The 19,852-nt window shown below is 66.9% G+C and carries 19 protein-coding genes and 1 pseudogene; 9 read left to right on the top strand and 11 right to left on the bottom strand.

Features of this window, described 5'->3' with window-relative positions:
• A partial coding sequence (locus RJ03_RS02665) for an AAA family ATPase (RefSeq protein ID WP_036497669.1) occupies positions 1 to 261 on the bottom strand: 261 nt, incomplete at its 3' end.
• Between the two features lie 160 nt (positions 262 to 421).
• On the opposite strand from RJ03_RS02665, the gene RJ03_RS02660 reads away from it, so the two are divergent.
• A complete protein-coding gene (locus tag RJ03_RS02660; RefSeq protein ID WP_036497668.1) occupies positions 422 to 841 on the top strand; it encodes a VOC family protein in 420 nt (139 codons plus the stop codon).
• A 41-nt stretch (positions 842 to 882) separates the two neighbouring features.
• On the opposite strand, the gene RJ03_RS02655 is transcribed toward RJ03_RS02660, so the two are convergent.
• Positions 883 to 1,695 (bottom strand): alpha/beta fold hydrolase, encoded by an 813-nt coding sequence (locus RJ03_RS02655; protein WP_051024173.1) that lies wholly within the window; start codon positions 1,693 to 1,695, stop codon positions 883 to 885.
• 32 nt (positions 1,696 to 1,727) lie between these two features.
• Positions 1,728 to 2,609, bottom strand: a complete 882-nt coding sequence (locus RJ03_RS02650; protein WP_218000917.1) for an alpha/beta fold hydrolase — start codon at positions 2,607 to 2,609, stop codon at positions 1,728 to 1,730.
• A gap of 22 nt (positions 2,610 to 2,631) precedes the next feature.
• On the opposite strand from RJ03_RS02650, the gene RJ03_RS02645 reads away from it, so the two are divergent.
• Complete coding sequence (locus tag RJ03_RS02645; protein ID WP_036497665.1) at positions 2,632 to 3,519, top strand: LysR family transcriptional regulator; 888 nt, start codon at positions 2,632 to 2,634, stop codon at positions 3,517 to 3,519.
• A gap of 167 nt (positions 3,520 to 3,686) precedes the next feature.
• Positions 3,687 to 3,830 carry a hypothetical protein gene (locus RJ03_RS36895; RefSeq protein WP_156511190.1) on the top strand — a complete coding sequence of 48 codons (144 nt, stop codon included), beginning with the start codon at positions 3,687 to 3,689 and terminating at the stop codon, positions 3,828 to 3,830.
• Between the two features lie 47 nt (positions 3,831 to 3,877).
• Here RJ03_RS36895 and RJ03_RS02640 read toward each other — a convergent pair whose 3' ends face one another.
• The 5 genes from RJ03_RS02640 to RJ03_RS02620 all read right to left on the bottom strand — a co-directional run bounded on the left by RJ03_RS02640 (position 3,878) and on the right by RJ03_RS02620 (position 11,227).
• Complete coding sequence (locus RJ03_RS02640) at positions 3,878 to 5,305, bottom strand: MFS transporter (RefSeq protein WP_036497663.1); 1,428 nt, start codon at positions 5,303 to 5,305, stop codon at positions 3,878 to 3,880.
• A 225-nt stretch (positions 5,306 to 5,530) separates the two neighbouring features.
• Positions 5,531 to 6,520: a sigma-70 family RNA polymerase sigma factor gene (locus RJ03_RS02635; RefSeq protein WP_036497661.1), complete on the bottom strand. Its 990-nt coding sequence runs from the start codon at positions 6,518 to 6,520 to the stop codon at positions 5,531 to 5,533.
• Between the two features lie 232 nt (positions 6,521 to 6,752).
• Positions 6,753 to 8,402, bottom strand: coding sequence for an acyl-CoA synthetase (locus RJ03_RS02630; protein ID WP_036497659.1), 1,650 nt, complete (start codon positions 8,400 to 8,402; stop codon positions 6,753 to 6,755).
• 215 nt (positions 8,403 to 8,617) lie between these two features.
• Entirely contained in the window at positions 8,618 to 10,159 is a 1,542-nt protein-coding gene (locus RJ03_RS02625; protein WP_036497656.1) for an acyl-CoA synthetase, read from the bottom strand.
• 30 nt (positions 10,160 to 10,189) lie between these two features.
• On the bottom strand, positions 10,190 to 11,227 hold the full coding sequence (locus tag RJ03_RS02620; protein ID WP_036497654.1) for an LLM class F420-dependent oxidoreductase: 1,038 nt from the start codon (positions 11,225 to 11,227) through the stop codon (positions 10,190 to 10,192).
• 104 nt (positions 11,228 to 11,331) lie between these two features.
• On the opposite strand from RJ03_RS02620, the gene RJ03_RS02615 reads away from it, so the two are divergent.
• From RJ03_RS02615 to RJ03_RS02600, 4 genes are all read left to right on the top strand, one after another.
• Complete coding sequence (locus tag RJ03_RS02615) at positions 11,332 to 12,342, top strand: Zn-ribbon domain-containing OB-fold protein (protein ID WP_051024170.1); 1,011 nt, start codon at positions 11,332 to 11,334, stop codon at positions 12,340 to 12,342.
• Between the two features lie 12 nt (positions 12,343 to 12,354).
• Positions 12,355 to 13,389, top strand: a complete 1,035-nt coding sequence (locus RJ03_RS02610) for a thiolase family protein (RefSeq protein WP_036497653.1) — start codon at positions 12,355 to 12,357, stop codon at positions 13,387 to 13,389.
• A complete protein-coding gene (locus RJ03_RS02605; protein ID WP_036497652.1) occupies positions 13,386 to 14,552 on the top strand; it encodes a thiolase family protein in 1,167 nt (388 codons plus the stop codon). Before RJ03_RS02610 ends, RJ03_RS02605 begins: the two co-directional genes overlap by 4 nt.
• Before the next feature lie 103 nt (positions 14,553 to 14,655).
• Positions 14,656 to 15,075: a nuclear transport factor 2 family protein gene (locus RJ03_RS02600; RefSeq protein ID WP_036497651.1), complete on the top strand. Its 420-nt coding sequence runs from the start codon at positions 14,656 to 14,658 to the stop codon at positions 15,073 to 15,075.
• Between the two features lie 68 nt (positions 15,076 to 15,143).
• Here RJ03_RS02600 and RJ03_RS02595 read toward each other — a convergent pair whose 3' ends face one another.
• Complete coding sequence (locus tag RJ03_RS02595) at positions 15,144 to 16,328, bottom strand: cytochrome P450 (protein ID WP_051024169.1); 1,185 nt, start codon at positions 16,326 to 16,328, stop codon at positions 15,144 to 15,146.
• 213 nt (positions 16,329 to 16,541) lie between these two features.
• Here RJ03_RS02595 and RJ03_RS02590 point away from each other — a divergent pair, with 213 nt between their 5' ends.
• Positions 16,542 to 17,708, top strand: a complete 1,167-nt coding sequence (locus RJ03_RS02590; protein WP_036497647.1) for a steroid 3-ketoacyl-CoA thiolase — start codon at positions 16,542 to 16,544, stop codon at positions 17,706 to 17,708.
• 358 nt (positions 17,709 to 18,066) lie between these two features.
• A complete protein-coding gene (locus tag RJ03_RS02585) occupies positions 18,067 to 18,483 on the top strand; it encodes a helix-turn-helix domain-containing protein (RefSeq protein WP_014348820.1) in 417 nt (138 codons plus the stop codon).
• 100 nt (positions 18,484 to 18,583) lie between these two features.
• Here RJ03_RS02585 and RJ03_RS02580 read toward each other — a convergent pair whose 3' ends face one another.
• Together RJ03_RS02580 and RJ03_RS02575 are read right to left on the bottom strand one after the other, a co-directional pair.
• Positions 18,584 to 19,609: a hypothetical protein gene (locus RJ03_RS02580; RefSeq protein WP_036497644.1), complete on the bottom strand. Its 1,026-nt coding sequence runs from the start codon at positions 19,607 to 19,609 to the stop codon at positions 18,584 to 18,586.
• Between the two features lie 19 nt (positions 19,610 to 19,628).
• Positions 19,629 to 19,852 (bottom strand): annotated as a pseudogene (locus RJ03_RS02575) (DUF955 domain-containing protein); the annotation flags it as partial.

Genomic DNA, 19,852 nt, shown 5'->3' with positions numbered 1-19,852 from the left:
GACGTCCTGGACCACCGCCGTGAATCCCGCGGCGGCGTAGCCGTCGGCCGTCGCGGCCGCCAGACGGTGCCGTAATCGCAACTGCCGCATGGCTTCTTCACTCGGCTCGCCCGACATCTCGGCGCGGCCACCGACCACGAAGCGACGGAACACGTCACCGTGGACGTGGGCGGAGCGGGGCAGTCGTTCGGCGAGGGCCTGCGCGACCGTCGATTTTCCGGCCGCTTGGATACCGGTGATGAGGTAGACGGCACTCGACATGGCCGGACGGTATCGCGCAGGGCACCCGACCGCGAGGGATTTTCACCCTGGGTGCAGCATCGAAGCAGGTCAGGGCCGGTCCGCCGATTCGCCCGATGAGTTCGGCGCGCCCACGGCGTCTCTACTGACGACACGTATTGATGCCGCGAGAGGACCGAGCATGCCCAGCAAGATGATCTTCATCAATCTCCCCGTCGAGGATCTGGAGCGGTCCACATCGTTCTACGAGGCGCTGGGCTGGAAGGTGAATCCGGACTTCACCGACGAGAACGCCGCCTGCGTGGTGGTCGACGACAACATCTGTCTGATGCTGCTGGTCCGGCAGTACTTCGACACCTTCACCAACCGCCCGATCGCCGACACCCGGGCCGCCACCGGTTCGATCTACGCGCTGTCACTGGGCAGCAGGGCGGAGGTCGAGTCGCTGATCGCCGACGCGGTGGGTGCGGGCGCCACCGAGGAGATCAGCGAGGACAAACGCGCCCAGGAGGAGGCGGTGGGCATGTTCAGCCGCGCCTTCGTCGATCCCGACGGTCACCACTGGGAGGCCTTCTGGATGGATTACCCCGGCGGCAACTGATCCGCGCCGGGTGAGCGACCGGCGGCCGCTCACCCGGGCGTTCATGCCGTCTGCGCGTCCAGGAAGCTGATGATCTTGGCGTGGAAACCGGCCGGGTCCTCGCCCGGAGCCCCGTGGCCGGCATCGATCTCGGCATAGCGGGCGTCGGGTATCGCGGCGAGCAGGTGCTGTTGCTGCGCCGCCGGAACGACCCGGTCGTGCGCGCTGGCCAGGATCAGCGTCGGCGCGGCGATGCTGCCGAGCAGATCGGTGAGATCCACGGTGCGGTCGACCTCGGTCTGCCGTGCGGCGCCGCGCGCGATCACCTTCGCCAGCTGTTCGATCAGGGCCGCGTTCTGTTCCGCGCTCGTCCGCTCCCAGTAGCGCGGGCCGAATGCCATCAGCGGCAGCATATGCGCGAACAGGCTGGTGCCGTACGCGGCGTCGGCGCGCAACACCTCGATCCAGTAGCGGAATTCGGCGTCCATCCGCGCGTCGGTGCGCGCCCAGCCCGCATGCATCAGCAGGGAGCGCACGCGGTCGGGGACGGTCGCCGCGACGTGCGCGGCCACCACCGCGCCCAGCGAATGCCCGACCAGGTGGAATCGGGCCAGTCCGGCATGGTCGGCGACGGCGCGCACCTCGGCGGCCAGATCGGCGACGGTGAGCGTGCCGCCGTGGTCGACGGTGTCGCCGGAGCCCGAATAGTCCAGTGCCACAACGGTATAGCGGTCGGCGATTGCCGCGGTCAGCGGTGTCCACTGATCGCGGGCGGCCGCCGTGCCGTGGACCAGCACGACCGCCGGGCCCGTTCCGGTCACCTCGTAGGCGACCTCTGCGGTTCCCCCATGAATGCGGGCTGTTGCGAATGGCATCGAATATCCTTGTGTCGCAGTCGGTTCGGTGGTCAGGCCGCAGCCTGCAGAGTTAAGTTCGCAATCGCCGCGCGCAGTGCGGCCGTGAACTCGGCGGGGCGCTCCTGTTGCGGCATATGGCCCGCGCCGGCGATCACGCCGACCCGCGCGCCCGGCGTGAGCGCCGCGCAGGCCCGCGCCACCGCCACCGGGATTTCGGCGTCCAGCTCGCCGTGCAGGTAGTGGATCGGCGTACGCAGCCGCGGCAGCCGCGGCCGGGGATCGTAGGTCGCGAAGAGGTGGAACAGTTCGTCGATGTACACACCCGAATCGAGGATCTGCCGCACGGTCCAGTCCACCAGCGCCGGCGAGGTTCCCGGGGCATACCAGTTCGGTACCCAACGCGCGACGAATTCGGCTCGGCGATCCCGCATTTCGTCGATGATCTCGGCCAGCGGCATGCCCTGCCCGGGCCAGTAGGCCGGACCGTCGACCGCGACCACGCCGCCGAGCAGATCCGGACGGGCCAGCGCCAGTTCGGTCGCGAAGGTCGCGCCCACCGAGGATCCGATCACGATGGGGTGAGTCAACCCGAGTTGCCGGATGAGCTCCACCAGATCGGCGAGCACACCGGCGAGGTTGTTGCCGGCGACCGGCCGGTCCGAACGCCCACAGCCACGCCAATCGACGGTGACCACCCGGAACTCGGTGACCAGCGCCGCCTGCTGAGCGCCCCAGACCCGCCCGCTGGTGCCCCAGCCGTGCAGGAACAGCAGCGGCTGTCCGGTTCCCTGATCCTCGTAGTACAGCTGGACGTCGTCGACGGTGAGATACGGCATGGTCATCACTTCCCGGTGTGGTTTCCGATGTGCTGTGACCAGGAAATCGCGTTCGGCCGCGCCGAAAAATGAGGGAACCGCGCTGGCACTGTTCACCGAAACTGATTAATCTCGCGCCGTGGAGCTCCGCCAATTGCAGTACTTCCTGACCGTGGCCGACGAACTGCACTTCGGCCGCGCGGCCGAGCGGCTGCACATCGTGCAGTCGGCCGTCAGTCAGCAGATCACCCGGCTGGAGCGGGAATTGGGCGTCGCGCTGTTCGAGCGGACCACCCGCACGGTGCGCCTCACCGAGGGCGGGCGGCGCCTGCTTCCGCACGCCGAACAGGTCCTCGCCGCGGTGACCCAGGCCCGTGCCGCCATCGACGACCTGCGCGTCGAACGCACCGGCACGATCCGGCTGGGCACCAGCACCGGTCTGGGCACTCGCCTGGAAAACATTCTCGTGGCCTTCGCTGACCGCGCCCCGCACGCCCACCTCGAACTGGTCGACGCGGACGCCGAGAGTCGGATGAAGCGGGTGCGCTCGGGGGAACTGGACGCGGCGATCGTGCGTGGTCCGCGCGACGACCCCGGCCTCGAACTGCTGCCGCTGTGGTCCGACCGCCTGGTGGCCGCGATCCCCGCTCGGCACGACCTCGCGGTGTTGCGCGAGATCGACCTCGCGCGCCTCGCGGAGTTGCCACTGCGATTGGTCGGCCGGGCCCGCAATCCCACCCTCTACGACCTGGTCGTCGATTCGTGCCGGAAGGCCGGCTTCGCACCCGCCTTCGGACCGGAGTTCACCACCGAACAGGACACGCTGGCCGCCATCGGCTTCGGCGCGCCGAGCTGGACGGTGTACTACGCGGCCCAGGCGGCGAATTCGTCGTTCCCGGGCGTGGTCTGGCGTCCCCTGCGCAACCCGGAGCCGAGGATGCCGAGCTATCTCGTGGTGCGGCCCGATCCGCCGCGTGCCGAATTGCGCGCACTCATCGAGGCCTGCCACACCGTCACCGACCGATAACCTGATCGTTGCGTCCGTCTCAGCCGAGCTATCGGCGCGCCCCGCGAGCCCTGCGGCCCTCCGCGAACATCTCGCAATACCGGTACCACGTGAGCGCGGTATCCTTCTGTGGCACAACCACTTCCGCCTCTCGTATGCTTGAACTCCGAGCGGTTGGGGGGTACCCGGTGAAACGTCTGCTGATGTTCGTCCTGGCGGCCGTCGCGGCGCTCTCGAGCTACGACTACGCACGTTCCCCCGGCCACATCGGCATGGCGGTGGCGGCCGGGGTCGTCATCACGATCTGGTTGACCGCCAAGGCAATCGACTGACAGGCGTGTGGCCCCCGACGGGTCGGGGGCCACACGCGGTTGCGCGGTCACGCACCGGCAGGCACTCGCTCACGCCGAGCCGGCGACCGGAACGTCGTCCACGCGAGCGCCGCCGCCAGCACCGCGATCCCCGCCGCGGCACCGAATGCCGCGGAGAACCCGTCGGTGAGGGCATCGGCGTCACCGATACGGTCGGCTCCGGCGGCCGAGGCGATCGCGGTCACCACCGCCAGGCCCAGCGCCGATCCGATCTGATAGCCGGTGTTCACCAGACCGGACGCCAGGCCGCCCTGCTCCGGCCGCGCCGCGGAGATGGCGGTCTGCAGCGACGGGACGAAGGCCAGCGACATCCCGAACGCGGCCAGCAGCGATCCGGGCAGCACGTCGATCCAGAAGTTGCCGTCGGCCCGGATGAAGGTCAGCCAGACCAGACCGGCCCCCAGGACCAGCAGTCCGGTGACGATCATGGCGCGAGCGCCGAAGCGCGCGAACAACTTCGGTGACACCGCGATCATGCCGACCATGATCAGGGCGGTCATCGGCAGCAGAGCCGCACCCGACGGGAACGCCGAATAGCCGAGAACCTGCTGCAGATACAGGTTCAGGAAGAACCACATCGGCACCCAGGCCGCGCCCAGCAGGACCTGAGCCAGATTGGCCGCACCGAGATTCGGCGCCCGGAAGATCGACAGCGGCATCAGCGGTTCCCGGCGACGGGCCTGCAGCACCAGGAAGGCCGCCAACAGGACGACCGCGAGCGCCAGGACGCCCCACGTCGATCCGGAACCCCAGCCGACCTCGGGGGCGCGGACGACCGCGAAGACGGCCGCGCCCAGGCCCAGCGTCGCGGTCAGGGCACCGAGCACGTCGACCGAACCGCCGGACGCGGCCGCACCGCCGGGAACCAGCACCGCGGCCGCGACGACGGCCAGCGCGGCGATCGGGATGTTGATGTAGAACACCCACGGCCACGAGGCGTACTCGGTGATGAGCCCGCCGAGGAATACGCCGGCGGTACCGCCTGCCGGGGCGGCGGCGCCGTAGAACGCGAATGCGGTGGTCAACTCCTTGGAATTCGACCCGAACACCATCATCAGAAGTGTCAGCGCAGAGGGGGCGATCAGTGCGGCGCCCGCACCCTGCACACCCCGGCCGATCAGCTCGACCGCGGGCGATCCGGCGAGTCCGGCGACCAGCGACCCGGCGCCGAGCACCATCCAGCCCGTCTGAAAGATGCGGCGAGCACCCCAGATGTCGGACAGGCGTCCGCCGAGCAGCAGCAGGCCGCCGAAGACGATGACGTAGGCGTTGAAGACCCAGGACAGCCCCTCCTGCGAAAAACCAAGGGAATCCTGCATTTTCGGCAAAGCCACCCCGATGATCGAGGTGTCCATGATGACCATGAACTGCGCCAGCGCGATCAGTGCCAATGCGAACCAGCGCCGCGACGGCGGCGCGGATACCCGAGTGGACATAGGAATCCTCACTCCTCGGTTGCGGGCGCATCCGCTGCGCCCGTGGAATTTCCGACTCGTTCTGTATACCCCCTAGGGGTATCTGACCGATACGGGACGCCGTTGTGATTCAAGTCATACCCCCTTGGGGTATGTGACCCCTCCGAGGTTGACGTCTCTGCGACCGCGAAAGGAAAAGGGCCCGCCGGTCATTCGACCGGCGAGCCCTTCACGATCCCGAAAGGATCAGTCGCGCAGTTCCGGCGGCAATCCGAACAGCGGGAACAGGCGATCGGTGTCGAGGAAGAAGTTCAACCCGCTGATCGCGGGACCGTCGAATTCCAGCACCGTGATCGACCACGGCGAGAAGACCCCGGGCTCGTCGGTGGGTTTGTACTGGCCGAAGGCCGGCAGTCCGTTGGCGCCGGCCAGCGGGATCAACCGCGAACCCCGGCAGGCCGAGGGCCCTTCCGACAACATGAACCGAGCGACGTTCTCCGGACCGGAGACCCACAACTCGATGGGCGGCATCGACAGCGCCACATCCTGTTTCAGCAGCGAGGTGAGCGCATCCATGTCGTAGGCCTCGAAGGCGCGCACGAAACCGTCGACGAGTTTGCGCTGACTGTCGTCGGATTCGTCGTAGCCGCTCGACTCCGAGGGCTGCACCTTCGACATGGTCGCGCGCGCCCGCTGCAGCGCGCTGTTCACCGAGGCCGGCGACATCGTCAACATCTCGGCCGTCTCGTTGGCCGAGAACCGCAGCACCTCCCGCATGATGAGAATCGCCCGCTGGGTGGCCGGCAGATGCTGACAGGCCGCCACGAACGCCAACCGCAGCGAATCCTTGGTGCTGGCATGTTCGGCCGGGTCGGCGCCGAAGGCCAGCGCGTTCGGAATCGGCTCCACCCACACGTAATCCGGCTGCGGCGGCGGCAGCGGACTGTCCGGACTCGACGGCCCGGACAGATCCATCGGCCGGGCCCGGCGCTGGGGCCCGTCGAGCATATCCAGGCAGATGTTCGTGGTGATCTTGTACAGCCACGATCGCAGGCTGGACCGGCCCTCGAACGAGTCGTAGGCCTTCCAGGCCCGAGTGAAAGTCTCCTGAACCGCGTCCTCTGCCTCGAACGAGGAACCCAACATCCGATAGGCGTAAGCACACAGCTCCCGCCGGTAACTCTCGAATTGCTGCAGCACGTCGTCGACGGTGCCGGCGGAAGCTTGTTCGCTCATGCGGATCACTGTGGCACAGGGCACCGACAGAAAACACCCCGGAAGTAGGGGGCATGGACACGGACGCCGTGCTCAGCAGGCCGCAGCCATGCAATGGCGCTCGACGGATAGACGGCGGACGAACGTCGCCGCCGTCGGCGACACGAAATCGCCGCGCCTTCACTGTGATCGCGGGGCGCGGCGATATCGATTGCCAGTTATTTACTTCGGCGAGCTATCTATTTCTGCGTGACTATTTCGAGGATGCCTGGGATTCCTCGTCGGCCGGGCGCGAGCGGGCATGTTCGTTGGCCCACCGGTAGTCGGGCTTTCCGGCCGGCGAACGCTTGATCTCGTCCACGAACCACAGGCTGCGCGGCAGTTTGTAGGAGGAGATCTCCTTGGTCAGCACCGGACGCAGTTCCTCGAGCGTCGGACGGTCGCCACCGCGACACTGCACGACCGCGGCCACCCGCTGTCCCCAGCGCTCGTCCGGCACACCGATCACCAGCGCGTCGAAGATCTCCGGATGGCATTTGAGCGCGCCCTCGACCTCCTCCGGGTAGATCTTCTCGCCGCCGCTGTTGATGCTGACCGACCCGCGGCCCAGCATCGTCACGGTGCCGTCCTCCTCGACCCGGGCGAAGTCGCCGGGGATCGAGTAGCGAACGCCGTTGAACTCCTTGAACGTCGCGGCGGTCTTCACCGGGTCGTTGTAGTAACCGAGCGGGATGTTGCCGGTGCGCGCCAGCACGCCCACCTGACCGGAGCCGGGCGCGACGGGGTTGCCCTCCTCGTCGATGACGGCGGTGGAGGCGTCGATCTTGACCCGGGGACCACCGGTGTGGGTCGCCCCCTTGGCCGCCACCGACAGGCCGCCGAAACCGGTTTCCGAGGAGCCGATGGAATCGGTGATGACCGTATTCGGCAGCAGTTCGATGAACTCGTCCTTCAGCGCCGGCGAGAACAGCGCCGCACTACTGGCCATCGCCCACAGATTCGCATGCTGGTACGGCTCACCGGTTTCCGGATGGCCTTCCTTGAGGGCGTCGAGCATCGGCCGCGCCATGGCGTCACCGGTGATGAAGATGAGGTTCACCCCGTGGCGGTCGATCGCCTGCCACACGGTGTGGGCGCTGAACTCCGGCAGCATGATCGTCTTGCCGCCGTCGAACAGGCCGTGGAAGGTCGCCGACTGCGAACCGCCGTGGATCATCGGCGGGATCGGGTAGCGGACCATCTGCCCACCGGCGGCGCCGGCCTTGGCCTGCTGCCACTCGTCCTCGATCGCCTCACCGGTGACGAAGTTGATGCCGCCACCGAGCACCCGCCACCAGTCCTCGTGCCGCCACATCACGCCCTTGGGCATGCCGGTGGTGCCGCCGGTGTAGATCATGAAGATGTCGTCGTTGGAGCGGTCGCCGAAATCGCGCTCGCCGTGCGAAGCAGCCAGTGCCGCTTCGTATTCCACCGAATCCGCGGGCAACGGCACCTCGGCTTCGGTACCGTCGTTCACGGCGATGACCGTCTTCAACTTCGGCGTGTTCGGCCGCACGGCCGACACCTTGTCGCTGTAGCGACGTTCGTGAATCAGCGCGACCATATCGGAATTGTCGAAAATGTATTGCAACTCGTTCTCGACGTACCGGAAGTTCACGTTGATCATTACTGCCCGCGCCTTGAAGATCGCGACCATGGCCTCCACGGCCTCGATCGTGTTGCGCGAGTAGATGCCGACCTTGTCACCCGGCTGCACACCCTGTTCTTGCAGGTAGTGCGCCAATCGGTTGGCCCGGTCCTCCAGCTCGGCATAGGTCACCGAGCGGACGTCGTCGGCCAGCGCGACACGGTCCGGCACGAGGTCGATGGTGTGTTCGACAAGGTCCGCTATGTTGTAGCTCACAGGACCAAAATAGAACGTGTTCTCACGCCTGACAAGACTTGATTTACACAGTTTACTAATTCCGCCGAAGCGGCAGCGGGTTTTGCCGGAACGCGTATTCTGCAACGCCGACGAGCCCGCCGGCACAGCCGGGCGGGCTCGAGGGCGCGCGATCGAGGACGCCCCACACAGGGCAGGACGGTAAGGGCGTCCGGACTCGATCGGCGAGACTGCGGCTACGCGGGCACGTAACGCTCGCGCAGCTTGCGCTTGTACAACTTGCCGTTCGGATCGCGCGGCAGTTCGGGCAGGTAGTCGATGCTCTTGGGCAGCTTGTACTTCGCCAGGCGAGCCGCGGCGAACTCCATCAGCTCCCGGGTCAGCTCGCCGCCGGCCGCGACCCCTTCGGCCGGCTGCACGACCGCCTTCACCTCCTGACCCCAATCCGGATGCGGGATACCGAAAACCGCGACGTCGGCGACCTTGGGATGGGTGATCAATTCACCCTCGATCTCGGCCGGATAGATGTTCACACCCCCGGACAGGATGAGGTCCGAGCGCCGGTCGTGCAGGAACAGATAGCCGTCGGCGTCCATATGCCCGATGTCGCCCACGGTGAACAGATCGCCCACCCGCGCGTCCTCGGTCTTCGACTTGTCCTTGTGGTACTCGAAGTTGGAGCCGCCCATCTTCATGTACACCTGACCGACCTCGCCGGGCGCGACCTCGTTGCCGTCCTCGTCGAGCACCTTGACCACCGCGTACGGCCACGCCTTGCCGACCGAACCCGGCTTGCGCAACCACTCCTCGCCCGAGATCGACGTGCCGCCGCCCTCGGTCGCCGCGTAGTACTCGGTGACGACCGGCCCCCACCACTCGAGCATCCTGCGCTTGGTCTCCTGCGGGCACGGCGCGGCGCCGTGGATCATGCAGCGCAGCGAGGAGACGTCGTAGCGCGCCCGCACCTCCTCCGGGAGAGCGAGCAGACGGTGGAACTGGGTGGGGACCATATGACTGTGGGTCACCCGATGCGTGTCGATCAGCCGCAGCATCTCCTCCGGATCCCACTTGTCCATCAGAACCACCGTGTGCCCCAGCTGAATCGAGATCGAGGCGAAGTTCAGCACGGCGGTGTGATAGAGCGGCGAGCCGCAGATGTGCACATGGTCGTCGAAGGGCTGGATGCCGAACAGTCCGAAGAAGCCGGTCGCCTGCGGGCCCACCACATCGGGATCGGCGCCGGTCAGCGGACGCCGAACTCCCTTGGGGCGTCCGGTGGTTCCCGAGGTGTAGAGCATCGGCGCACCGGTGGTCCGGACGTCGGGGCGCCCGGACTCCCCCGCGCCCAGTTCGGTCAGAGGCTGGAAACCGTCGATGCCGCCCACCGAATACCGCGCGCTCGCAGGCACATTCGCCTCCTCGGCGGCGATCGACGCCGCCTCGGCGAAGCGCTCGTCGGCGATGAACACCTTCGCCTCGCTGTCGCCGAGGATGTAGGCGACCTCCGGACCGGTCAGATGCCAGTTCACCGCGACGATGTACAGCCCGGCCTGATAGGCCGCGAAGTACACGGCGAGCGCTTCGGTAGTGTTGTGCACCATCGACACCAGCACATCGCCGGGCTGTAAACCCTTGGCCTGCAAGCCTCGTGCGATGCGGTCGGCCTGATCGGACAGCTCCCGGTAGCCGACCTCCCGCCCCGACGGATCGACGACCGCGATCCGATCGGGGTCGGTGGCCGCGATATTCCACAGTCCCAGCTTCTGCGCCGGCTCCATCGAAGTCACTCCTCAAATCTAGAACGTGTTCTACATCTGAACAAGGGGGGCGAGGCGATGCAGCTGCGCCACGTCACGAACCGTCACCAGCAGCATTCCGACGCCCGCCGCCTCCCAGACCTTCAGCTGGGAGCGCACATGGTCCTCGTCGCCGATGATGGCGGTATCGAGGATCAGCTGGTCCGGAATCACGGCGGCGGCCTCGTCCTTGCGGCCGGAGCGGAACAGCCGGGTGATCTCGTCGACCTCGGCGCCGTAACCCATCCGGCGATAGACCTGGGCGTGGAAGTTCAGCTCCTCGGCGCCCATGCCGCCGATGTAGAGCGCCATCACCGGTTTGATCCGATCGATCTCGGCGCGGGCGTCGTCGGTGATGATCACCTGGCAGCTCGCCGCGATCTCGAAGTCCTCCCGGGAACGCCGGGCACCGGGCCGGGCAAACCCCTCGTCGAGCCATTCGTCGTACATTCCGGCCAGTCGCGGGGTGTAGTAGATCGCCAGCCAGCCGTCGGCGATCTCGGCCGTCAGCGCCACGTTCTTCGGCCCCTCGGCGCCGAGCCAGATCGGCAGATCCGCACGTAGCGGATGGGTGATCGGCTTGAGCGGTTTACCCAGGCCGGTCGAGCCGGGCCCGTCGTAGGGCAGCCGGTACTGCGCGCCCTGGCTCACCACCGGCGCCTGGCGGGCCAGCACCTGGCGGATGATGCCGACGTACTCCCGGGTGCGCTGCAACGGTTTGGCGAACGGCTGGCCGTACCAGCCCTCCACCACCTGCGGACCGGAGACGCCCAGGCCCAGGATGTGGCGGCCACCGCTGAGGTGATCGAGGGTCAGCGCGGCCATCGCGGTCGCGGTGGGAGTACGGGCGGACAGCTGCACCACGGAGGTTCCCAGCCGCACCCGCTGGGTGGACGAGCCCCACCAGGCCAATGGCGTGAAGGCATCCGAACCCCAGGACTCGGCGGCGAAGACCGCGTCGAATCCGGCCTCCTCGGCGGCCACCACCAACTCCCCGGCGTTGGGCGGCGGCCCCGCACCCCAATATCCGAGCTGCAATCCGAACCGCATCGTCGACTCCTTCCGCCGAGCCCGTCGCCGGACACCTTTCCAGGTAGCTCTTGCCACCAGAATAAGAACCTGTTCTACTCGATATCGTGACCAATGGGAACACCATGACCGGCGTAATCGCGAAAGGCAGCGGTCCGGAAGCGGAACCCGCACCCGAGGTACTCAGCGCCGAACTGCGGATGAAGTTCGACTACACCCGATCGGTCGGACCGACCATCGGCCGGTTCCTGACCGGACTGCGCGAGGGCCGGATCGTCGGCGTCCGCGGCAGCGACGGCCGGGTGATCGTGCCGCCGGCGGAATTCGATCCGGTGACCGCGGAGCGGCTGACCGACTTCGTCGACGTCTCCGATGTCGGCACGGTGCAGAGCTGGAGCTGGGTCGCCGATCCGCTGCCCGGCCAGCCGTTCGACCGCCCCTTCGCCTGGGCGCTGGTGAAATTCGACGGCGCCGACACCGCGGTGCTGCATGCCCTCGACGTGTCGTCTCCCGACGAGGTGCGCAGCGGATTGCGCGTGCGGGTGCGCTGGGCCGCCGAACGCAGCGGCAGCATCCACGACATCGCCTGCGTCGAACCGGGCGAGACCTCTTCGGCCCCAGCCGGTTCCACCTCGTCGGATGCCGATGCGGCCGAGCCGGTCACCGGCATCGTCACCCCGATCGACCTGCGGTACAAGCACACCGCCTCGCCGACGGAGACGCGGTATCTGAAGGCTCTGGTCGAGGGCCGCCTGATCGGCGGTCGCGCCGACGCCGAGAGCAAGGTGTACTTCCCGCCCCGCGGCGCCGACCCGATCGACGGCCGCCCGACCGACGAGATGGTCGATCTGCCCGATACCGGCACCATCACCACGTTCTGCATCGTGAACGTGCCGTTCATGGGCCAGAAGATCAAGCCGCCGTACGTCACCGCGTACGTACTGCTCGACGGCGCCGATATTCCGGTGCTGCACCGGGTGCTGGGCTGTGACCCCAGCGAAGTCCGCATGGGTATGCGCGTGAAGGCGGTGTGGAAGCCGCGCGAGGAGTGGGGTTACACGCTGGAGAACGTGGACCACTTCGAGCCCAACGGCGAGCCGGACGCGGACTACGACAGCTACCGGCACCACCTCTAGGAGCGAAACACCTTGAGCGACAACGCAACAGATATCGCGGTGGTGGGCTTCGCCCACGCCCCGCATGTCCGTGAAACCTACGGCACCACCAACGGTGTCGAAATGCTGGTCCCGTGCTTCCGGCAGCTGTACGACAAGCTCGGCATCGGCGTGTCCGATATCGACTTCTGGTGCTCGGGATCCTCCGATTACCTTGCCGGACGCGCCTTCTCGTTCATCTCCGCGATCGACTCGATCGGCGCCGTGCCTCCCATCAACGAATCGCACGTCGAAATGGACGCGGCCTGGGCGCTGTACGAGGCGTGGGTGAAACTGCGCTCCGGACAGGCCGATACCGCCTTGGTCTACGGCTTCGGCAAGCCGTCGGCAGGCACGCTGCGGCAGGTGCTGACGATGCAGATGGATCCGTACCTGGTGGCCCCGCTGTGGCCGGACGCGGTATCGGTGGCCGGCTTGCAGGCCCGGGCCGGGCTCGACGCCGGAAACTGGACCGAACGCGATATGGCCGCGGTCTCGGCCGCCGACGACGCCGAGATCGAGAAGCGGCTCGCCGCACCCTATGTCGCGAATCCGCTGCGCGAACATGACATCGCGCCGATCACCGACGGCGCCGCCGCGATCGTGCTGGCCCGCGGCGACAAGGCGCGCGAGCTGTGCGAGCGGCCGGCCTGGCTGACCGGTATGGCGCACCGCATCGACACCCCGATGTTCGGCGCGCGCGATCTGACCACCTCCCCTTCCACCGCGGCCGCGGCCAAGGCGGTGCTCGGCGGGGATGCGAGCGGATTCGATGTCGCCGAACTGCACGCGACCTACAGCCACGAACAGCTGATCCTGAAGCAGGCCATCGGGCTGAGCGAGTCCACCCGCATCAACCCCTCGGGTGGTGCGCTGGCGGGCAACCCGATGTTCGCCGCCGGTCTGGAACGAATCGGCTACGCGGCCAACGAAATCATGAACGGCACCGCCGAGCGAGCCCTCGCACACGCCACCAGTGGTCCGGCGTTGCAGCAGAACTTGGTGGCCATCCTGGAGGCTGGACGATGACCAATCAAGCCGCCGTACTCGGCACGGGACAAACCCATCACGTGACGAAACGGACCGATGTCTCGATGGCCGGTATGTGCCGCGAGGCAATCGATCGCGCACTCGAAGATGCCGATCTGACCATGGCCGATATCGACGCGGTGATCGTCGGTAAGGCGCCGGATCTGTTCGAGGGCTCGATGATGCCCGAGCTGTTCATGGCGGATGCCTTGGGCGCCACCGGAAAACCGCTGCTGCGCGTGCACACCGCGGGGTCGGTCGGCGGTTCGACCGGCGTGGTCGCCACCAACCACGTGCAGGCCGGCGTGTACCGCCGGGTGCTGGCGATCTGCTGGGAGAAGCAGTCCGAATCCAATGCCATGTGGGCCCTGTCGAATCCGGTGCCGTTCACGATGCCGGTCGGCGCCGGCGCGGGCGGGTACTTCGCACCGCATGTGCGCGCGTACATCCGGCGGGCCAACGCTCCCCTGCACATCGGCGCGATGGTCGCGGTGAAGGATCGCCGCAACGGCGCGAAGAATCCGTTCGCGCATCTGCGCCAGCCCGATATCACCATGGAATCGGTACTCGCGTCCCAAATGCTGTGGGACCCGGTGCGTTTCGACGAGACCTGCCCGTCCTCCGACGGCGCGTGCGCGATCGTGATCGGCGACGAGGACTCGGCGAAGGCGGCCGAGGCATCGGGTAAGAAGGTCGCGTGGGTGCACGGCACGGCCATGCGCACCGAACCGCTGGCCTACTCCGGCCGCGACCAGGTCAACCCGCAGGCCGGACGCGACGCCGCGGCCGCGCTGTGGAAGCAGGCCGGGATCACCAATCCGCTCGAGGAGATCGACGCGGCCGAGATCTACGTCCCGTTCTCCTGGTTCGAGCCGATGTGGCTGGAGAACCTGGGCTTCACTCCCGAGGGCGAGGGCTGGAAGCTGGTCGACGCGCGCGAGACCGAGATCGGCGGGAAGCTGCCGGTCAACCCCTCGGGCGGCGTGTTGAGTTCCAATCCGATCGGCGCGTCCGGGATGATCCGCTTCGCGGAGGCGGCCAAGCAGGTAATGGGCCGGGCGGGCGATTACCAAGTCGAGGGCGCCCGAAAAGCGTTCGGCCATGCCTATGGTGGCGGATCACAGTACTTCTCGATGTGGGTAGTGGGCTCGGAACCACGGTGACACGCAATTCCGCCGGCATTTCCGGTTCACCGGATTGCCGGCGGAAAGCACATTTGCAATTCCATCAGCAAATTCACCGAAACCACCGAGCCGGGAGTCCGAGATGACCACAACCACCACCGAACATCCGGCGCGCCTCGCCGGACGGGCCTCACAGGCCGCGGTGCGCGCCCGGGACAAGGAGGCGTGGCTGGCGCTGTTCGCCGCCGACGGCATCGTCGAGGATCCGATCGGCCCCTCGGTCTTCGATCCCGAGGGTGTGGGCCATCGCGGCCGCGACGCCATCGCGGCGTTCTGGGACAAGGCGATCGCCCCCACCGAATCCATCGATTTCGTCTTCGGCGACTCCTTCGCCTGCGGCAGCGAGGTGGCCTTCACCGGGCTGATCCGCACCCAGCTGGGCGGACATGTCATCGACGCCGAGGGCGTGTTCACCTACAAGGTCGACGACGCCGGGAAGATCGTGGCGCTGCGGGCCTTCTGGGAAACCGATCGCGCGATGGGCACCATGCGCAAGCAGTGAGACCGCCGCACGAACAACAGGGCGGGCACCCACCGGGTGCCCGCCCTGTTCGTGTTTCAGCGCGCGAATCAGGCCTTCGTTTTGTAGTCGACCTGGAATTCCTTGATGCCGTTGAGCCAGCCCGAGGTCAGGCGCTTGGGGTCGCCGAGCTTGGTGATATCGGGCAGGTGGTCGGCGATGGCGTTGAAGATCAGGTCGATCTCCAGCCGCGCGAGGTTGGCGCCGATGCAGAAGTGGGCACCGGTGCCACCGAAGGACAGGTGCGGATTCGGATCGCGAGTGATGTCGAAGGTGTACGGATTCTCGAACACCTCCTCGTCGAAATTGGCCGAGCGGTACATCAGCAGGACGCGCTGGCCCTTCTTGATCTGCACCCCGGACAGTTCGGTGTCGACCAACGCGGTCCGCTGGAACGAGCTCACCGGAGTGGCCCAGCGGATGATCTCGTCGGCGGCGGTGGCGGGCCGCTCGCGCTTGTAGAGCTCCCACTGCTCCGGGTTCTCCAGGAACGCGATCATGCCGTGGGTGATGGCATTGCGGGTGGTCTCGTTACCGGCGACCGCCAGCAGGATGACGAAGAAGCCGAACTCCTCCGAGGTCAGCGCCTCACCGTCGATATCGGCGTTGACCAGGGTGGTGACGATGTCCTCGGCCGGTTGGGCCTTGCGGGCCTCGGCCATCTGCCAGGCGTAGCCGAGAATCTCCATCGACGAGGCGGCCGGGTCGGCATCGCTGTCCGGATCGTCGTAGCCGGTCATCTCGTTGGACCACTGGAAGACCTTCATCCGGTCTTCCTGCGGGACGCCGATGAGTTCGGCGATCGCCTGCAGCGGCAGCTCACAGGCCACCTGGGTGACGAAGTCGCCGGCGCCGCTGGCCGCGGCCGCGTCGACGATCGACTTGGCGCGGGCGGACAGCTCCGCGCGCAGGCCGTTGATCGCGCGCGGGGTGAAACCCTTGGAGATCAGTTTGCGCAGTTTGGTGTGTTCGGGCGCATCCTTGTTGATCAGGATGTGGCGCTGCAGCTCGATGGCCTCGCGCGGAATGTCGTCGTTGAAGCGGGGAATCGCGGTGTTCTCGTAGGTGGAGAAATCGTCGCGCCGCGAGACCTCCTTGACATCGGCGTGCTTGGACACGACCCAGAAGCCGTCGTCGTGGAACCCTCCGACCTCCGGAGACTGCGGGTTCCACCAGATCGGCGCGGCCCGGCGCAGCTCCGCGAACTCTTCGACGGGAATGCCGCGGGCCCACATGTCGGGATCTGTGGCGTCGAACCCCTCGGGGAGGTTCGGAGCTACATGGGTGTCAACCACCAGTTGTCTCCTTCGACTAACTGAAACACGTTCTACCTTCATTGCAGCATAGGTGGTATCAGTAGTAAAGAAGCCATAGTCCGCCCTCAGTACATCCACAGAACTTGTTCCAGTTTCTGTGCTGATACGGATCCTGTTCGAAAGGTTGAAGTTATGGGCACCCCCGTCATCGTCGAGGCCGCGCGCACCCCCATCGGCAAACGCAACGGCTGGCTGGCCGGCCTGCACGCCGCCGAGGTGCTCGGCGCGGCCCAGCGCGGCGTCCTCGAGCGCGCACAGCTCGATCCGGCGCTGGTCGAACAGGTCATCGGCGGCTGCGTCATGCAGGTCGGCGAGCAGAGCAACAACGTCACCCGCACCGCGTGGCTGCACGCCGGACTCCCCTGGCAGGTGGGCGCGACCACCATCGACTGCCAGTGCGGTTCCGCCCAGCAGGCCAACCATCTGATCGCCGGGCAGATCGCCCAGGGCGCGATCGACATCGGCGTCGCCTGCGGCGTCGAATCCATGAGCCACGTCCCGCTGGGCGCGAACGTGGGCGAGAACGCCGGCCCCCGCCGCCCCGCGAGCTGGGATATCGATATGCCCAATCAGTTCGAGGCGGCCGAGCGAATCGCCAAGCGGCGCGGCATCACCCGCGACGACATCGACGAATTCGGCGTGCGCTCACAGCGTTTGGCCGCCCAGGCGTGGGCGGAAGGGCGTTTCGACCGTGAGGTGCTGACCATCGCCGGCGCGCCGCAGGTCGACAAGGAGGGCACCCTCACCGGCGAGACGCTCGACGTCAACCGCGACCAGGGTCTGCGCGAGACCAGCCGGGAGAGCCTGGCGAAGCTGAAGCCGGTGCTGGAGGGCGGAATTCACACCGCCGGCACCTCGTCACAGATCTCGGATGGCGCGGCCGCGGTGCTGCTCATGGACGAACAGGCCGCGGCGCGTGCCGGACTGAAGCCGCGGGCTCGCATCGTCACCCAGTGCCTCGTCGGCGCCGAGCCGGAGTTCCACCTGGACGGTCCGGTGCAGGCGACCACGCGCCTGCTGGAGAAGTCGGGCATGAGCATCGCCGATATCGATCTCTTCGAAATCAACGAGGCCTTCGCCTCGGTCCCGCTGTCGTGGGCGTCGGTACACAAGCCGGATATGGATCGGGTCAATGTCAACGGCGGCGCGATTGCGATCGGACATCCGGTCGGCAGCACCGGGTCACGTTTGATCACCACCGCCCTGCACGAGCTCGAACGCTCCGACAAGTCGATTGCAATGGTCCTCATGTGCGCCGGTGGCGCACTTGCGACCGGGACAATCATCGAGCGGTTGTAATACCGAACAGATTTCCTCCCTAGTTGAACGTTCATCCTCACAGCCCCTGGACGTGTCGTACGCCACACAAACTGCGATACAGACAAAAGGATGAGATGTCAGCTATCTTCCGGTTATCAATGGCCCGTTGAACGAGACTCGTTCGACGGGCCAGAACCGGAGCGTACTGCCCCTCGACCAGCGAGGGCGCGTTGCCCCGCAAACGTGCCGACGCTGAACAGTTCCCGGACGGCCGACCTGGAAGCTTCAAGGAAATCCTGAATCAGGCGTAGGTTTTCAGTTACTCAGCCGCTAATATCAATGATACGTATCCGAGATAACGACTGTTAGTACAGCGAAGGGAATTGGGCGGCTCACAATGGCTGATTTCGCGGCGCGGCTGAACAAGCTGTTCGAAACCGTGCATCCCCCGGGGCGTAAGCCGCACACCAATGCCGAGGTGGCGGCAGCGCTCACCGCCTCCGGGCATCCGATCTCGAAACCGTATCTCTCGCAGTTGCGGTCGGGTCAGCGGACGAACCCCTCAGATGAGACGGTTGCCGCACTGGCAAAGTTCTTCAAGGTCAAACCGGACTACTTCTTCAACGACATCTACGCCGCCAAGATCGACCATGATCTGGAGTTGCTGTCCCAGCTGCAGGGCTATGGACTGCGTCGGCTGTCGAGCAGGGCGTTCGATCTCTCCGAAGAGTCGCAGAACCTCCTGACTTCGATGGCCGAAAAGCTCCGGGCGAGTGAGGGTCTGCCCGAGGTTCCACCGGACGGCACGGAATAGCAAGTTGGACAAGGCAACACAGTGCGGCACTCGGAACCGCACTGTGTTGTCTTGTGACCTGAGACGGACCGCCGCCCAATCGGTCCGGTCGCGTCGATGATCAATCCGCCTGTGCGACCGCCGATTTCCGGTCGGTCGCGGTGCGCTCGAAGGCGCGGGCGATCGCCTGCACCCAACCGCGCGGGCTCAGTCCCTCCGGCGGTGCGATCCAACGGGCGTCGACGATGTCGTCACCGAGCGGATTGCGGGCCCAGCGGGCCACCCGTTCGGCACGGTCGGTGACCGAGCGGGCGGGTACACCGGCCGCCGCCAGCTCCATGCCGCCGCCGGTCTGCAGATACAGCGCGTCCATGATCTGCGCGACCTGATCGGAAGCCCTGAGCTGGGTGGCCGACACCGTCTGCTCGTGCGCCACCACCTCGGGGAAGCGCTTGATCAACGTCCGATGCAGGGCCCGAATCTGGCGCAGCAGCAGGCGCGCCCGCACCCAGAGCTCGATCACGATCCATACCGCGCCGACTGCGATCAGCAGGCTCGCGAGCTGCCAGGCCGGCCAGAACCAGCCCGGATCGCCGGGCCGCACGGGTTGTTCACCGATCGCCAGCCGCCGAATCGACAGCGCCGCAAGCACACCCGCGACCACCGTGCCGGTGGTGTAGAGCGCGATACCGCGTCCCAGCGCCGTCCAGTCCAGATTGCGCAGACCGGTGACAGCGATGAAGGCGCAGCCGAGCAGGGTCATGACCCAGCCGAACACCATCGACCACCCGATGGTGGCGGCGATGACCAGCGCGCCGAAACCGTAGACCATCCAGGCGATCTGGCGCAGATTCCGACGCGAGACCACCGGCCAGGCGGCGGCCGCCACCACCGACGTGGCCACCGCGAACAGCAGCCAGGTCGCCACCACCAGCCGGTCGGCCAGCGCTGCGCCGTTGATGCCCTGCGGCAGTGCGTGATCCACCGCGACCGCGATCTCGGGGATGCCGAGGGTGGCCGCGGCGGCCACCGCCGCGACCGCGATCACGATCGCCACCCGGGCCGTGGTCGCGGGCTTCACCAGGACGCGGCCGATGCGGGCGCCGGCCGCCATCCACACCAGCAGGGCCGTCAACCAGAACGTCATACCTACCCTGTCCTCCCGCTCATCCGAGGGCCTCGTCGAATCGGAGCACCGAGACACCGGCGCCGCGGTTGTTGAAGACGCGCAGGCGGGTCATCAGCATGCCGGCGAAGGTTTCGGCTTCCCACTCATACTGTTCGTCCTGCCCGTCGTCGACGATCTGCTGATGCGCGCGCTGGGACAGCATGTACGCGATCAGATCGTCGCCGGCCTCGAGCGTCACCTCGGCGGCCGGTTCACCCGGGT

This window comes from Nocardia aobensis NBRC 100429 (genome assembly GCF_000308375.1).
Classification (GTDB): Bacteria; Actinomycetota; Actinomycetes; order Mycobacteriales; family Mycobacteriaceae; genus Nocardia; species Nocardia aobensis.
The sequence above is the reverse complement of the archived record's forward strand: the minus strand, read 5'-3'. Positions and strand labels throughout refer to the sequence as shown.